Source organism: Paraburkholderia sejongensis, from assembly GCF_020880815.1.
Lineage (GTDB): Bacteria > Pseudomonadota > Gammaproteobacteria > Burkholderiales > Burkholderiaceae > Paraburkholderia > Paraburkholderia sejongensis.
In genome coordinates, this window is sequence record NZ_JAJITD010000003.1 from 1 (window position 1) to 14,916 (window position 14,916).

General features: G+C 62.6%; 13 protein-coding genes. 9 read left to right on the forward strand and 4 right to left on the reverse strand.

All coding sequences use genetic code 11. The features are described 5' to 3' along the window. The 6 genes from LJ656_RS06145 to LJ656_RS06170 form a co-directional block, all read left to right on the forward strand. Positions 1-96: IS3 family transposase (locus LJ656_RS06145; RefSeq protein WP_230508854.1), on the forward strand; the 96-nt coding region annotated here is incomplete at its 5' end. A 61-nt stretch (positions 97-157) separates the two neighbouring features. Further along, positions 158-412 (forward strand): hypothetical protein, encoded by a 255-nt coding sequence (locus LJ656_RS06150; RefSeq protein ID WP_230508382.1) that lies wholly within the window; start codon positions 158-160, stop codon positions 410-412. A gap of 319 nt (positions 413-731) precedes the next feature. Continuing rightward, positions 732-1,166: a hypothetical protein gene (locus LJ656_RS06155; protein WP_230508383.1), complete on the forward strand. Its 435-nt coding sequence runs from the start codon at positions 732-734 to the stop codon at positions 1,164-1,166. 480 nt (positions 1,167-1,646) lie between these two features. After that, complete coding sequence (locus LJ656_RS06160) at positions 1,647-3,668, forward strand: two-partner secretion domain-containing protein (protein ID WP_425605908.1); 2,022 nt, start codon at positions 1,647-1,649, stop codon at positions 3,666-3,668. Positions 3,669-3,676: 8 nt separating this feature from the next. Next, complete coding sequence (locus LJ656_RS06165; RefSeq protein ID WP_425605909.1) at positions 3,677-5,464, forward strand: ShlB/FhaC/HecB family hemolysin secretion/activation protein; 1,788 nt, start codon at positions 3,677-3,679, stop codon at positions 5,462-5,464. Positions 5,465-5,488: 24 nt separating this feature from the next. Then, a complete protein-coding gene (locus tag LJ656_RS06170) occupies positions 5,489-6,364 on the forward strand; it encodes a peptidylprolyl isomerase (RefSeq protein ID WP_230508386.1) in 876 nt (291 codons plus the stop codon). 90 nt (positions 6,365-6,454) lie between these two features. Here LJ656_RS06170 and LJ656_RS06175 read toward each other — a convergent pair whose 3' ends face one another. Then, positions 6,455-7,306, reverse strand: coding sequence for a gamma-glutamylcyclotransferase family protein (locus tag LJ656_RS06175; RefSeq protein WP_230508387.1), 852 nt, complete (start codon positions 7,304-7,306; stop codon positions 6,455-6,457). Positions 7,307-7,471: 165 nt separating this feature from the next. Next, positions 7,472-8,053, reverse strand: a complete 582-nt coding sequence (locus tag LJ656_RS06180; RefSeq protein ID WP_230508388.1) for a TetR/AcrR family transcriptional regulator — start codon at positions 8,051-8,053, stop codon at positions 7,472-7,474. An 80-nt stretch (positions 8,054-8,133) separates the two neighbouring features. Here LJ656_RS06180 and LJ656_RS06185 point away from each other — a divergent pair, with 80 nt between their 5' ends. Then, positions 8,134-8,883 (forward strand): SDR family NAD(P)-dependent oxidoreductase, encoded by a 750-nt coding sequence (locus tag LJ656_RS06185; protein ID WP_230508389.1) that lies wholly within the window; start codon positions 8,134-8,136, stop codon positions 8,881-8,883. Positions 8,884-8,934: 51 nt separating this feature from the next. Here the strand turns inward: LJ656_RS06185 and LJ656_RS06190 are convergent, their stop codons facing one another. Further along, positions 8,935-9,684, reverse strand: a complete 750-nt coding sequence (locus tag LJ656_RS06190; RefSeq protein ID WP_230508390.1) for an SDR family oxidoreductase — start codon at positions 9,682-9,684, stop codon at positions 8,935-8,937. A gap of 99 nt (positions 9,685-9,783) precedes the next feature. On the opposite strand from LJ656_RS06190, the gene LJ656_RS06195 reads away from it, so the two are divergent. Further along, positions 9,784-10,698: an AraC family transcriptional regulator gene (locus LJ656_RS06195; RefSeq protein ID WP_230508391.1), complete on the forward strand. Its 915-nt coding sequence runs from the start codon at positions 9,784-9,786 to the stop codon at positions 10,696-10,698. Between the two features lie 129 nt (positions 10,699-10,827). Further along, on the forward strand, positions 10,828-13,710 hold the full coding sequence (gene benC / locus LJ656_RS06200) for a benzoate 1,2-dioxygenase electron transfer component BenC (RefSeq protein ID WP_230508392.1): 2,883 nt from the start codon (positions 10,828-10,830) through the stop codon (positions 13,708-13,710). A gap of 61 nt (positions 13,711-13,771) precedes the next feature. On the opposite strand, the gene LJ656_RS06205 is transcribed toward benC, so the two are convergent. Continuing rightward, on the reverse strand, positions 13,772-14,704 hold the full coding sequence (locus tag LJ656_RS06205; RefSeq protein WP_230508393.1) for a helix-turn-helix domain-containing protein: 933 nt from the start codon (positions 14,702-14,704) through the stop codon (positions 13,772-13,774). Positions 14,705-14,916 lie beyond the last annotated feature (212 nt).

Below are 14,916 nucleotides of genomic sequence, written 5' to 3' on the forward strand. Positions count from 1 at the left end.
TCGTATATTCGCTGGTACAACGCAACTCGGATCAAGGTCTCGCTCGGCTCCCTGAGCCCACTCGAATACCGGGAAAGTCTTGGAATCGTGGCATAACCAGTCCAGGATTTTAGCCGCATCCCCCTGCGTGGGGAACAAGTGCAGCGGGAGTTAAGAAATGAAACTGGCGCTAACTGATCGTCAGAAGGAAATCGTAAGTAGCTTGCGTGCCAAAGACGCAGGGAAGAACGCTGCCGCGTTCAATAGCCTAGAGAAGGGGGTAATGACCTTCGCGGATATCGACGCGCTTTGTGGAATCATCAATGCCGAGTTCATGATGGAAGGAATATTGCCGACCTTTGAACCGAATTTGTATGGGCTAGAACTTGAGAGATTGCTCGATCTGATCAACAGACCTCGATTGAGTTCATAGTCTTGTTGCCACAAATAGGGGGCCGGTCCGAAGTCAATAAGAACGGGGAATTCACGGTGTTGAGCAACGGCTCCACGACCTGGAGTGGTATCGGCATTGCAGAAAAATGCTTTGTACAAGTTCGGGATGGTAGTTCTTCGCCAGACATTGGCGCGGCGTCGTGCGTTGCGTTTGATCGGTGCGGTGAATAGAAATCATACGGATATCTGCACGGTCCACGCTGACCATCGGTCCAGCCGCCGCAGCTTGTGAGATCAAGGGCGATTTGGGTGCTGGCAATTGTGCCTGAGGACGATGCAGTTTTACTGGAAGTTTAACGGTGAAGAAAATCTCACGATCATGGGCGATCACGGGTCTTTGCTGCCTCGCAGCTTCTGCGATATCTGCTTACGCTAACCTCGTGATTTTCAGAACTTACGACGGGGTTATTCAGCCGGCTTTGGCTGGCTATGTGCATATCGCGGCGGCATTTATTGGCGGTGGCCTGCTTGCAAGATTTATTCAAGGGAGCAAGTACGCGATAAACGAGCCTCCTCCGGGCACGGTGATGGCTACCTACTTCATCGCTCGTGGGGGCGAATATTCGCGGCGTGTCCAAGTGAAAAATGCTTTCTTCTCAACTAGGAGAACAGCAATGTTGCTCGGCTTCCTGGTCTGTCTTATGTCGCAGTTTGTGTTCGTTGTCGCGCCTGATGAACTTCGAAGCCCGGATAGCAACGTAGGTCGATCTGCTATCCGCGCAATACCCACATGACCATGCGTTACCAACCTGTGTACTCGAATGAAATTTAGTCAATTATGGTGCGTTGCTTCAATCAATGCAGGCAATGTCTTTTTCGCGATCGGAATGCTGGGTCTGGGCAAAGCGTTCGAGGTATTTGACATAAATTTGTATTTTTGGATCGCATTTGGGATTGGAGTGGGGGCATTTGCTACGGGACTTTTCTGCGTTCATTTTGGATCGCGGCAGCTCGGGTTGCACCCGATACACGGCGTTCCCGCTCGGCTGTCCGATCGAAATGTTGGAGAACGAGCCGGATGAAGTCTGTATTGCGATCAATCGCGATTGCCGTAGTGGTTGCGTTTCTGACCTCGGCGTGCGGAGCGTTCAGTTGCGCCGGCTTCGCGAGTAACGGAGGCGGTTTGGGCGGATGCAGTGTTGGTACTCGGTTCTGATGCAAAAATGAGAAAAGCGAAGGAAAGAAAACTCAGGTTCGGCTTGAATGGCTCGTTGATGTTGAAGCCGTTATGCGTCGGGCTCGTGCTCGCGCTGACGCATCCGGATTCAAATGCCGCGGGGATCGTCCCGGACGGCGCCACAGCGACAGGCGTCTCGACATCAGCTAACGGTCATCAGACCGTGTCCATCGCGCCGGCGATAGGCGGCGTGTCGAACAATACGTACCGCTCGTTCAACGTGTCATCAGCGGGCGCGGACCTGAACAACGCGGGCATCAACGCCCGCACCATCGTCAATCAGGTAACCAGCACGAATCCCTCGCTGATCCAGGGGGCGGTCAACGTGCTGGGACAGCGCGCAAACGTGATCCTGGCGAACCCCAACGGCATCACGGTCGACGGCGGTTCGTTCGTGAACGCTGGCCACGTGGTGCTGTCCACCGGTCAGGTCAGTTTCAACGACATCACACTTGCGCCGGGGCAGGTCCAGCGCAACGTCGTACTGACAACGAACGGTGGTGCGATCACAATCGGTGCAGGCGGACTCACGGGCACGCTCATCAACCTCGACCTCGTCTCGAAGCAACTCGCTATCAATGGTCCGGTCACGAACGACTATTCCAGTTCGACCGGCGGCGTTCGAACGATTACCGGCAGCAGCACGACAACATGGGACACTGGCCTTTCGCCGTCCGACAACGGCCACGACTGGCTTGTCGAGTTGAATTCGCCTGGCGTGCAGGGTGCGGCCTATGCGGTCGATATCACGCAGGCTGGCGGCCTCACAGCGGGCCGCGTGCAACTCATCGTCACGGATCAGGGCGCGGGCGTGCGCAGTGCCGGAACGCTTAACGCGACGGCGGGTGATGTGGTTGTACTGGCCAATGGCGACATCACGCTCGCCGGCGGCTCAATCCTCGCGGCCAATGACGTGGCGCTGACGACCTCCGGCGCGGCGTCAGTGCAGGGCGCGAACATTGCAGCGAATCACGACATCGGCATCAGCGCGGGCCGTATCGCGATCTCGGACAGCGTCTCGGGTTCCTCGATGGTCACCGCAGGCAATGCTGTCACGCTGACTGCCGCAGGGGAGATTACCAACACCGGCAGCCTGGTTCAGGCGGGTCTCGTAAAGTCAGATGGCACGCTCACGGGCGGCGACCTGACGTTAAACGCAGGCGGCGGCATCACGAACCGCTCGGATGCCGCAAATCTCGGCATCCTGTTTTCAGCGAATGGCCAGGCACTCCTTAACGCGCAAGGCGATATCACCAACGACAACGCACGCATTCTCGCCAACGGCAACGTGACACTCGCTGCGCAGGGCGACGTGAGCAACGTGATTGACCATACCGGCGGCGTCAACGGTGGCACCCCAGTGGCGTACGCCGATGCGGGCGGCCGCTTCCTGTTCTTCCGCCATACGTCGAGCGGTTTCAACGTCGACTACGGTACGGTCACCGAGCCTGAGCAACTTTCAACAATTGCGTCGAGTGGCGGCAACGTGCTGATCTCCGGGCGCAAGGTCACCAATTCGGGGGGCGTCATCCAGTCCAACGATGGCGACGTGAAGATCACCGCACAGGATGCCTTCAGCAACGCGGCAGTGTTTTCCGGGCAGGCCAGCTACTCGCAGAGTTGCTTCATCTTCTGCCACGGCAATGCTTCGAGCAGCGTGACGCCATGGGGCGGGACCATTCAGGCGGGCGGCGACGTCGCAATCAAGGCCGGCACCAGCGCGGCGAACCTTGGCGGAAATGTCTATGCGCACGGCGACCTCACGGTCGACGCGCCGCTCACGTACGCAACAGGCGTGACAGGCTATTCGTCGATCAATCAGGATCGCGGCTTCAAGGCGTTCTTCGGCTCGACGTGGGCGCAACTGATCGCGATGGACATCGGTGGCGGCTTCACCGCGGATGGACTCGTGAGACTCACCGGCGACGCGATCATCAACGGCGGCTATATCTCGGGCGGGCACGGCGTCAGCGGCCAGCTAACGACGCTGCGTGCGCCGTCGAGGACGCCAGTGCAGATCGGCCAGCACCTGGGCCTGGTAACGTGGTTGTGGTTCTGACGATGCAGATGAAGAAGACTTGGCGACTCGCTGCACTCCCCGCGGCGCTTGCAGTCGCAACGAACGTTTGCGCGCAGACGCCCCCGCCGATCGCGCCGCGCCCCGTGCAGGACCCGGCGCAGCAACTGATCGACCAGCAGCGCGAGAACGCGCGGCAGAGGCAGCTTGCCGAGCCGCCGGCACAGATTAGCGTTGCACCGTCCGGCAACGATATCTCGTTGAATATCCCGCTGGACACCCCGGTCGACCAGATTCCCGAACCCGGCCCGACGTTCCCGGTCACGCAGATCGTATTGACCGGACCGGAAGGCAGGCGAATCGTGCAGACCACCGTAGCGGAGTCGACGCTGGACGCAATTGCGGCGGCGTTTGCCGGTCACGAGATCGGCTCGCACCGTTTGAACGTGCTCCTGCGGCGTCTCACCAACGCGTATGTCTCCGCAGGGTACGTGACGACGCGGGCGGTACTCGGACCGCAGAACATCGGCTCGGGAACGCTGACAGTCGTGATCCAGACGGGCCTGATCGAAGCCTTCACCGTCAACGGCCAGCCTATCCGCCGCCTGGCGACAAACCAAACCGCCGCCGGCGGTGGATGGTTGACCGACGCGGGCTACCAGAACGCATTCCCGACCAGCCCAGGCGATCCTCTGCGGCTTGCCGACATCGACCAAGGCGTTGCGCAGATCAACCGGCTGCGCCGCAACCAGGCGAGCGTACAGGTGCTGCCGGGACAGGCCGTTGGCGAATCGGTGATCGCGATCAACAACACGCCCGGCGACCGCACGTACTACACGCTAGGCGTGGACAACTATGGGGCGGCAGCGACGGGTGTGACGCGGTACCGCGCGGGCGTCGAGGCCGACAACCTGATCGGCCTGCAGGAGTCGCTGAGCCTGAACTATATCGACAGCATCGAGAGCAATGCGCTCGTCGGTTCGTTCGCGATTCCGTGGGGCCGCAGTACGTTCAGCTACACGCTGTCGGATTCCGAATACCAGCAACTCGTCGGCACCACGGCGCTCGAATATGGACGCACGCTCAGCCATATCTTTGGCTGGAACTATCAACTTGGACGTACCGCATCCGACCTCACCGCGCTCGACGCTACGCTCTCGTGGCGGCGCACCGATCGCGAGATTAACAACAACGACCTCGATCCGCAGCGCGTGGCCGTGCTGCGCGTGGGAGGCAACTGGCTGCATCGCTTCGTGCTGAACGATGCACAGGGCAACGTCACGCTCGACGCGGGTCTCTCGCGAGGCCTGCCGTGGTTCGGCGCGAATCATGACGGAGCGCAGGCGCCGCGCACCGACGCGCATGCGCAGTTCACGAAGTTCGACGCGACGGCGATCTGGACGGTGCCGTTGCCAAAGCTGGGGCGCGCTGCATTGGCGTATCGAGGTGCGCTCGGCGGCCAGTACACGAACGTGGCGCTCTATGGCACCGACCAGCTGTACCTGGGCGGCATGGACACGATCCGGGGCTTCCGGTCGGGTGACATTGCGGGCGACCGGGGCGTCTATTCGCGCAACGAACTCGCGTGGGTGAACGTGCCGGTCTGGCATGACGGCCGCATTGAACCCTACGTATTCGTCGACGCGGGCAAAGCCGATCTCATTGCGGTGGCCGGATTCTCAACGTTGGCAGGCGCCGGGGTGGGCCTGCGTGCGCAATGGCAGTGGCACCGTCAGCAGTTGTCGGCCGAGGGGCTGATCGGACGGCAGCTTTGCCGGCCCGCAGCCATCGGCCCGAAGTCGACGCTCGCGCTCGGCACGATCAACTGGTCTTTCTAACAATCTTTGGAAAAGGCGTACCCGATGTTCCGACTCGACAGCATGATCCGCACCGTTTGCGTGACCGCATTTACCTCAGTCTCACTGAGTACTTTCGCACCGTCGTTTGCGCACGCCGCCGATGCGCCATCGAGCTTGCCCGTGGGCAGCGTGGCGGTCGTCAATGGTGTGGCCGTGCCGAAGAGCGGACTCGACGATGCCGTGCGGATAGTCACGGCCAGGACTGGGCAGCCCGACACACCGCAGTTGCGCCAGATACTCAAAAGCGGGCTGATTGCGCGTGAGGTGCTGCGGCAGAACGCGGAAAAGGCCCACTACGATCAGAAGCCGGAAGTGCAGCAGGCACCCGCCGCTGCGAGGGTCGGCACCGCAATCCAGTTGTATCTGAAAGACAGCATTCATCCCGAGCCGGTGACGGACGCGCAGGTGAAGGCGCGTTATGACCAGATCGCCGCTTCGCTCGGCAAGGACGAGTTCAAGCCTCGCGTCATCACGGTCGGGGATGAAGTAACCGCGAAAAAGGTTCTCGACAAGATGAAGTCCGGGCAGCCGTTCGAGACCCTGGCGAACGAATACAGCGTGGCGCCGAGCAAGACGAACGGTGGCGAAATGCCATGGCTGAGTTTTCCGGTGCCGGTGACCGAGGGCCGGACACAGGGGTTGCCAATGGCGCTCGCGCAGACGATCTCAACGTTGCCCGTGGGCGGAACGACGGCTCAGCCGATTCAGGTCGGCGACGTGTGGATGATCGTGAAGCTGGACGCAAAGCGTCCAACGCAGCTGCCGACGTTCGACGAGGCGAAGGAGGCGATGCGCAAACAACTGGAAACACTCGCCATTGAAAAGGCTGCCGCGCAGTTCACAGGAAACCAGATAAAAAGTGCGTCGATCCAGCAATAAAGGCCTCGACGCCGAGTAACCCGATCGCGCGACCATCCGCTATTCAATGAACGGCGGCTCTATCGCTCCTTCACCGACCGTTGGGTCCGGTTAACGAAGTTGCGACGATGCAGGGACGGCAGCGTCTTCGCAAGCCCTGGATGGCTCTGGCTTGCCGCTGCGGTTGCGTTTGGCGCTCGCGATATTCGCGGCCGCGTAGTCCTCGGAGAAGGCCCGTTTCGCGAAGCAGGGCGCTGAAGCGGCGAGCAGCGCATCGACGGTCGCGAACTGCTTGTCGAATACCCACGGCCGGCGCGCGAGCGTACGGTCGTTGAGCCAGTACGGACTCCAGTCACGGGTCGTCGCGATGATTTCGCGCGCGAATTGCGGCCCGTATTCGAGCCCGCCTTCGATAACGACATCGATATAAGACTGCACCAGCGGATGATTCGCGTCCGGCACCGGCAGACCTTCGCCCGGCGCGTTGCCGTCCGCCTTCGGCACATAGACCCACACGGTGCCCGCGGCGGGCAGCGGTTGCCATGAGACGGCCTCGATCAGCGCGCGCGGCACCTCGACCCGCACATAGCCCTTCTCGCGAGCGTCGAACGCGGACATGTCGTTGCCGGCCACCGGATAGATCACACCATTGATCGTCATCGGCGCCTCGCCGTCGAACGGGCGTCGCAGGCCGAGCGTGGTAAAGCCGCTACCCGCGCGGTCGCTCCAGCTGCGCACATAACCGAATGCCGCCGACACCCGCACCGGAATCGCCGCCACCGGCTTGCCGGCGGTGGCCTCGCGCGACGGCGAATTGATCAGCGAGCCGTAGCCGAAGATGAACTGGGTCGGCTGGTCGGGAAGTCGGCTGCCCCAGAAGTCGGTGGTTTGCGCGTGCACTGCTGCGCCGGCGAACGCGCTTGCCGCCAGCCATGCTCGAATCAGCTTCGCAATTTGCGACATCGTCGGTCTCCGGCCGGTGCGATATCGCAGATGATCGCCGTAGTCGGGCCCGGGGGCAACCCGCAGCCACGACCGCGCTGAGCGCTTGCGCTGCTCGCCACCGGCAGTTCCGCTGGCGCGTCGCCCGTCTGCGGCGATCAGCATGACCGACGCGCGTTCTGGCCATCACGTTGCCCCGGTGTTACCTATGCCGTCGAGGAATAGATCGACCATGTGACCCACGCGCGATTTTGCCGTGCTGCCCTGTTCGACTGCGAGTGAAATTGCCGTAATGATGCACAGGAGATCGTCGAGGCTGACGTCCTTCCGAACAGCCCCCGCCTTCTGGGCACGCTGGAGCAGCCTGCGTCCTTCTTCACGCCCGGCGTGGCAACCAGGCGTATTGCTCTGCAGTACGGTCCCCAGCAACGCGGCCAGCCCACGATAGTGGTTCGCGTGAGTCACGAGCTCCTTGACGAAGACGCGTATCGAAGCGATCGGTTCCAGTCTGTCATCTCGTGCACGGCTCGCCTGGGCGAGCGCCAGGAGGCGCTCGTCGCTCGTCGCGGCAAGCAGCGCGTCACGCGTCGGAAAGCGCCGGTAGAGCGTACCAATGCCGACCCCGGCGCGCCTGGCTATATCGTCGAGCGAGACGTCGGCGCCGCGTTCGATGAACATCTTTTCCGCCGCTTCCAGAATTCGTTCCCGGTTTCGGACTGCGTCTGCACGCAGCAGTGTTTCGTCGGTTGCGGAAGACTTGCTCTTCATCTTCATTTCGGTTTGTCTTGATAAGTGGATGATGCCTCCATATAATAAATGGAGCAACACTCCACTTAATCGAGGATCCTATGGCAAAGCGATTTGAGAACAAGATTGTGGCTATCACTGGCGGTAGTGAAGGAATCGGACTGGCGACCGCCAGGCTCTTCGCCGCCGAAGGCGCGCGGGTCTATATCACCGGTCGCAGGCAGGAGCGACTCGACGAGGCGGTAGAAGAAATCGGGAGCGGTGCGGTCGGTGTACGGGGAGACGCCGCAAACCTTGCCGACCTCGATCGACTCTATGAGCGCATCCAGCGCGACCACGGCAGGCTCGACGTTGTTTTTGCCAACGCCGGCCTTTCCGAGAGCGAGCCGCGACCGCTGGGAACAATCGACGAGGAAAGCGTCGACCGCCTGTTCGGCCTGAATGTGCGCGGCTTGCTTTTTACCGTGCAAAAAGCTTTGCCGCTGCTGTCTGCTGGTAGCGTAGTCATCCTTAACGGTTCTGTTGCCGGCAGCAAAGGCTTTCCGGGCCAGTCGCTTTACAACGCGAGCAAAGCGGCAGTGCGCTCGTTCGCACGAAGCTGGACGAGCGACCTGAAGGCGCAAGGCATTCGCGTGAACGTAGTCTCGCCGGGTGGCACCGAAACTGGCCCGATGCGCAGCTATCTCACCGCGCGACCGGGAGTCGAAGATATGCTGAAGCAGGTCGTGCCGCTGGGGCGACTGGGGCAACCCGATGAGGTTGCCCGGGCCGTACTCTTCCTCGCTTCGCAGGAGAGCAGCTATATCGCGGGCGTCGAACTGGTGGTGGACGGTGGTTCGCTCGCGGTATGAGACTTCGATGCCGCTGTCGCCGGCGGCACGGTCGAGCTGCGTTGCGCTGTGCTAGCGAGTGCGCGTGTTGTACCACTCGACTGCGTCTTCTCCAGCAGGAATGCTAAATGGGCTCGATGAATCGGTGGCGGCCAGCCAGACTGCTTCCGCGACATCGGCCGCGTGCGTGACGGCCGTCTCCTGCTGCCAATGCGCGAAGACCTGTTGCGCGAGTGCGTTGTACGGTTCGGGAAAGCCGTCTTGCATGCGTGCCTGCGCGTTCTCGCCGAAGCGGGTGGACGGCGCGCGTCCCGGCAGCACGACGCGCACGCGCACGTTGAACTGCTCCAGTTCGAGCGCGAGCGATTCGCTGAATGCGTTGATCGCGGACTTGCTCGCGGTATAGACCGACAGTAAATGCAACGGCCTGCACGTGACCGTCGACGTGACGTTGATGATCGTCCCTTCGCGGCGCTCGCGTAATTGCGGCACGACAGCCTGCGTCATTGCAATGGTGCCGAGCGTATTGGTTTCGAAGATCTCGCGCACGGTGTCCATCGGTGTGCCTTCGAGAGCGTTCAGAAAGCCGATGCCCGCGTTGTTGACGAGCACGTCGATGGGACCGGCCGCGTCGACGGCCGCACGAATGCTTTGCGGGTCTTTCACATCGAGCGCGACGATCGAAAGACGATCCGAGCGGGGTAATACGTCTGCGCGCGGCGTGCGCATCGTGGCGATCACGCGCCAGTCGCGCTCCAGAAAATAGCGGGCGATTTCGAGGCCAAACCCGGACGAGCAACCGGTGATCAAGACGGATTTCATGTCGACTCCTGTGGTCGGTAACGGTCCCTCGACGATACTTCGTGACCCGCCGGATTAGCTACAATCGACCGTCCGCGTTTCATTCGAGATCGTCCGATCATGACCGACCCTCTGGCCGAAGTCGTTACCTTGCTCCAGCCGATGCCCACGTTCTCGAAAGTGGTCAGCGGCGCCGGGCGCTGGCGCGCGAGCCGCGCCGAAGCGGGGGAGCCGCTCTATTGCGTGGTGCTGGAGGGGTCGCTGCGTTTATCCATCAACGACAGCGAGCCGCTTATCCTTCAGGCCGATGATTTCGTGCTCGTGCCCCGTGTGTTCAACTTCGCGATGTCGAGCGTCGTTCCGCCCGACGATGACGAGTGCTCCAATCTCGCACCCGTAGCGCTTCCCGACGGCAGCTTTCGTTTCGGCGATGCGTCGGTCGCGCCCGAAACGCAATGGCTCGCGGGCCTATGCGCATTCGGTTCGGCGGATGCGGCTTTGCTCGTTTCGCTTCTGCCCGAACTCGTGCTGGTGCGCGGCGACAGCAGGCTGGCGACGCTCGTCAAACTCGTGCGGGACGAATCGCGCGCTCAGCGGCCCGCGCGCGAGGTCGTGCTCGCGCGCTTGCTCGAAGTGCTGTTCATCGAAGCGTTGCGATCGACGCAAACAGGTGCTTCGCCCGGGCTCGTTCGCGGGCTCGCCGATGCGCGTCTCGCGCTCGCGATCCGGCGCATGCACGAAAGCCCGGAAACGCCGTGGACGGTTGCGCAACTCGCGAAGGCCGCCGCGCTGTCGCGCTCGTCTTTTTTCGAACGCTTCAGTCGCGCAGTGGGCGTCGCGCCGATGGAATATCTGCTGTCGTGGCGCATGGCCCTTGCCAAAAACCTGCTGCGCCGCAATGAAGTCGGCGTTGCGACGATAGCGGCCCGCGTGGGCTATCGCTCGGCGAGTGCATTCAGCGTCGCGTTCACCCGTTATGTCGGTGTCGCGCCGACGCGGTATGCACAGGCTGCAACGGACGCCGTCGCCAGCTAGCGGACGCCGTGAATACCTCGCGCGAGGAAAATGACGATGCACGTTTTGTCCGGTCGAACGTGATCTCTGTCCATTGAGGGGAGCGCGGCTCGCGCTCTAAATTGGTGTCACCCAAGAGGAGACACCGCGATGACCCATCAGATCACCCTGCGTTTCGAGGACGGAGTAACCCGCTTTATCGACTGCGAGGAGGGCGAGCGCGTCACCGATGCCGCCATTCGCGCCAAAATAAATATCCCGCTCGATTGCCGCGACGGCGTGTGCGGTACCTGCAAAGCGGTCTGCGAGTCCGGCGAGTACGTGCTGGGCGACTGCGTCGACGATGCGCTGAGCCCGCAAGAGGCGAGCGAGCGCAAGGTGCTCACCTGCCAGATGAGCCCGCGTTCCGATTGCGTGATCCAGCTCGCGACGAACTCCGATGTCTCCGGCACCGGCCCGTCCTCCCACCGCGGCCGCATCGCCGCGTGCGAACGCGTGTCGGACAGCACGATCGCGTTCTCGGTCGAACTCGAGAAGCGCGCGGAACTAAGCTTTCTCGCCGGACAGTATGTGAACATCCGGGTGCCCGGCACCGATCAGACCCGCTCGTATTCGTTCAGCTCGGGGCCCTCCGAGTCGCGCCTGTCGTTCCTCGTGCGCAATGTGCGCCAGGGGGTGATGTCGAGCTGGCTGTGCGACAGCGCGAAGGTAGGAGACCTGATCGAATTTCGCGGGCCGCTGGGAAGCTTCTACCTGCGCCCGATCGAGCGGCCGGTGCTGTTTCTGGCGGGCGGCACGGGCCTCGCGCCGTTCCTGTCGATGCTGGACAAGATCGTCGAGGACGGCGGCAGTCCGTATCCGATCCACCTGATCCTCGGTGTGAATACCGACGAGGATCTGGTCGGGATCGACCGCCTCGAAAGCCATGCTCAGCGCGTGCCGAACTTCACCTATGCATGCACGGTCGCCAGTCCCGATAGCGCGTATCCGAACAAGGGCTATGTGACCCAGCACATCAGCGCCGCGCAACTCAACGACGGCGATGCGGATGTCTACCTATGCGGTCCGCCGCCGATGGTCGATGCGGTGCGCGATTTTCTGTCGTCCGAAGGGCTGACGCCGCGAAATTTCTACTATGAGAAGTTCGCCGGCACTGGCCTCGTGGTTCAGACCGGCGAAGAACACCTCGCACCGGTCGATGTCGATGAAGCGTTCGACCTGCGCATGGCGCTCGAACTCGGGGCCGCTCAACTGACGATGGGCCGGCTGTCGAGCGAGCAACTGATCCGGTTCCGCCAGCTTGCCGAGGCGACCGCGCAGTTCGTGGCGGGGCGGCGTTTTACCGATGTGACGCGCTATATCGAAGCGAATCACGCGTTCCACCTGTTCACGATCGAAGCGTCCGGCAACGCGCAGCTGATCGCGCTGTACCGGCAACTGGCGGTGCAGGACTATATCGTCCGTGCGCTGACCGACCAGATCGAGATCGTCGGCGACCTGGTTCAGCAGCATCGCGACATCGTCGCCGCCTTCGAACTGGGCGACCTGAACGCGGCCCGCGACGTGATTGCACTGCACGCGCGCCATTCCAAGGCGACGATGAGCCGGGCGCTGGAGCGGATGGCGCTGGGCAAGGGGGCGACCGCGGCCGCGCGGCCCGCGTCCGGGCTGTCTGCAGCGACGGCTTTCGCACCGGTTGCGGCGCCGGTTGTCGCGCCGGTGCCGGCGTCGTCCGCGCCGATTGTCGTGCCGCAGAGTGCGCCGCAAAACGCGTCGCAAAGCGCGCCGCAAATTTGCCCGTTCATGGCGAACACGCTGCCGGACTATTCGCACGAACTGAACTGGCCCGCGGGGCTGGAACCGTTCAAGGTAGTCGACGACGGTTCACAAGGCGACCCGTACGAGCATTACCGCTGGATGCGCGAGCATGCGCCGGTGCTGCGCTGTCAGTCGGCGACCTCGGACGTGTGGTTCCTGTCGCGCTACGACGATGTCTACGAGGCGATTCGCAATCCGAAGCTGTTTTCGTCCGAGGTCGTCAGCCCGCCGCCGCTGACTTTCCTGACGCTGTTCGACGCGCCCAACCATTCGCGTCTGCGCAAGGTCGTGCAGCCGTCGTTCCTGCCGCTCGCGCTCGATCCTTTTGTCGAGCAGATCGCGAAGCGCGCGGAAGACCTGCTCGACGCGATGATTGCCAAAGGCGGCGGCGACGTCGTCGACGACTTTGCGATTCCGCTCAGCATCTCGACCATCTCGACGATGATCGACGTGCCGAACGAGGACGAGGAGAAGATGAAGTTCTGGTCGGACGAGACCTTCAGCTACTTCGGGCGGCTCGCCCGCAATGCGCCGGGCACCGGCACCGACGAACAGAGCGCGCACGCGTTCTTCGCCTACCTGAAGGAGGCGATGGAGCGGCTCGCGGTCAACGGCAGCCAGTCGATCGGCGGGCATATCGCGCGGATGTGGAAGGACGGCGTGCTGTCGGAAAAGGAAGCGAAGGAGCTGTGTGCGTTCGTCTTCATCGCCGGGCACGACACGACGACGATCCTCGTCGCCAACGCGTTCCGGATGTTCGCCGAAAAGCCGCACTTGCTGGGACGGATCCGCAAAAATCCCACCGATGCGGACCGTTTCGTCGAGGAAGTGGCGCGCTATCGAGGCACCGTCCAGCGCGTGAGCCGCATCACCACCGAGGCGACTACGGTGTCGGGCGTCGAGCTGCCGAAGGGCGCGGTGGTGCGTTTGCTGCTGTCGGCCGCGAACCGCGACAGCCGCAAGTTTGCCGACGGCGAAACGTTCGACATCGACCGCGATTCGAGCGGCCATCTGGGCTTCGGCAACGGCATGCACAAATGTCTCGGCGCGCCGCTCGCCAAGCTGGAAACGTTGATTGCGACGAAGGCGCTGGCCCGCAAGATCGGCGAGATCGCGCTCGATCCGGCAAGGCCGATACAGTACGTGCGAGGCAACAACCTGACCAACTCCGGACCGGAGCATCTGTTCGTGAAGCTCGGCGCTCTGCCGGCCTGAAGCGGCGGATAGCTGCTAGCCGATCGCTGATCGCAGACGGACGTCGGCAAGCGGGTGCGGGTCAGCCCGCTTGCCCGTGGTCCGGCGGCATCGATCGGTCGTGCGCAGCCGCGCGGTATTCGGTGGGCCGCAAGCCGGTCTGCTTGCGGAAAAAGCGGCCGAAATACGCCTCGTCCTGAAAGCCCAGTTCACTGGCGATCTGCTTCACGCTGTACGTCGAATAGCCGAGCAGCCGCTTGGCCTCATGGATCGAGCGTGCATCGATCGCCTCGATGGCCGAGACACCGAACGCGGCACGGCAGATGCGCGACAGCTGGCCGGTGCTCACGCCCATTGCTTCGGCATAGCTCGCGACCGGGCGTCGCTCGCGGCAATGGCGGTCGAGCAGTGCGCGGAATCGTTCAATGCGCGCGGCCATCGTGCGCTGCTCGGAGCCGGCGGACAGCCGCGCGCTCTCGCTGAGGCGCCCGATCTTGACGAACAGCGCGATCGCCAGCGCCGCGCCCGCAGTGAACTGCCAGCGCTCGTGACTCTCGGCCTCGTGCCCGATCGATTGAAACAGCGTGTCGAGCGGGGTGCCGCGCTCGAGAGCGGGATCGACCGACAGCACTGTCGGCGTGCGAATGAATTCCAGCAGCTCGGGGGCGGCCGTCATCGCCAGCGATTCCAGCGCGGATTGCGCGGCGGTGATCACGTGGCCGTCGATATCGCTGCGGAAGCGGAAGCCGTGGACCGAGTGCGCGGGCACGACGATCAGGCAGGGCGCGTCGACCGCCCAGTTCTTGCCGTCGATAAAAGTCTCGCCACCGCCGGCGGTGATGTAGAGCACCTGAATCAGCGCATCGTGGACGTGCGGCTTGATGTCGAAGTCGAAACGCCCGGCCCGCATCGGAATCCGTTCGTAATGCACCATATCGACCCAGGGCTGCTCAGCTTGCGCGCCATAGAGCGCGAAATGCAGAACGGTCCGGCGGCGCTGCGAGTCATGGGCCATGATGCACGTTATGTCCTGCTAAATAGGATTTCTGTGCATTGTTCCATACCCGCTCGCCCCGTTCAATGGCGAGCCGGCCTCTTGTGGGCATGGTGCTTTCGTTCGCCGTCGCCCGGTACTAGGCTAGAAGCCGAAGCGACGACGACCGGCCGATGCGCGATCCACAGGCGCAGTGGCATCGGCCGCCTTCGCCGTGTTTGACCGGCGTTTCG

Excerpts from the sequence above, each read along its gene's own strand:
- LJ656_RS06150 (WP_230508382.1), top strand. The coding sequence starts at position 158 with ATGAAACTGGCGCTAACTGATCGTCAGAAGGAAATCGTAAGTAGCTTG.
- LJ656_RS06160 (WP_425605908.1), top strand. The coding sequence starts at position 1,647 with ATGTTGAAGCCGTTATGCGTCGGGCTCGTGCTCGCGCTGACGCATCCG.
- LJ656_RS06165 (WP_425605909.1), top strand. The coding sequence starts at position 3,677 with ATGAAGAAGACTTGGCGACTCGCTGCACTCCCCGCGGCGCTTGCAGTC.
- LJ656_RS06170 (WP_230508386.1), top strand. The coding sequence starts at position 5,489 with ATGTTCCGACTCGACAGCATGATCCGCACCGTTTGCGTGACCGCATTT.
- LJ656_RS06175 (WP_230508387.1), bottom strand. The coding sequence starts at position 7,306 with ATGTCGCAAATTGCGAAGCTGATTCGAGCATGGCTGGCGGCAAGCGCG.
- LJ656_RS06180 (WP_230508388.1), bottom strand. The coding sequence starts at position 8,053 with ATGAAGAGCAAGTCTTCCGCAACCGACGAAACACTGCTGCGTGCAGAC.
- LJ656_RS06185 (WP_230508389.1), top strand. The coding sequence starts at position 8,134 with ATGGCAAAGCGATTTGAGAACAAGATTGTGGCTATCACTGGCGGTAGT.
- LJ656_RS06190 (WP_230508390.1), bottom strand. The coding sequence starts at position 9,684 with ATGAAATCCGTCTTGATCACCGGTTGCTCGTCCGGGTTTGGCCTCGAA.
- LJ656_RS06195 (WP_230508391.1), top strand. The coding sequence starts at position 9,784 with ATGACCGACCCTCTGGCCGAAGTCGTTACCTTGCTCCAGCCGATGCCC.
- benC (WP_230508392.1), top strand. The coding sequence starts at position 10,828 with ATGACCCATCAGATCACCCTGCGTTTCGAGGACGGAGTAACCCGCTTT.
- LJ656_RS06205 (WP_230508393.1), bottom strand. The coding sequence starts at position 14,704 with ATGGCCCATGACTCGCAGCGCCGCCGGACCGTTCTGCATTTCGCGCTC.